Source organism: Methylobacterium sp. AC690 (assembly GCF_979256535.1).
In genome coordinates, this window is the sequence record NZ_CEEDOX010000115.1 from 1 (window position 1) to 243 (window position 243).

At 56.8% G+C, this 243-nt stretch carries 1 rRNA gene; it reads left to right on the forward strand.

Annotated elements, in window-relative coordinates:
* Window positions 1-243: ribosomal RNA gene (locus AC0IY1_RS25520) — 16S ribosomal RNA — on the forward strand; the annotation flags it as partial.

Sequence of the window (243 nt, forward strand, 5' to 3'; positions counted from 1 at the left end):
GCCCGCGTCTGATTAGCTAGTTGGTGGGGTAATGGCCTACCAAGGCGACGATCAGTAGCTGGTCTGAGGGGATGATCAGCCACACTGGGACTGAGACACGGCCCAGACTCCTACGGGAGGCAGCAGAGGGGAATATTGGACAATGGGCGCAAGCCTGATCCAGCCATGCCGCGGGAGTGAGGAAGGCCTTAGGGTTGTAAAGCTCTTTTGTCCGGGACGATAATGACGGTACCGGAAGAATAA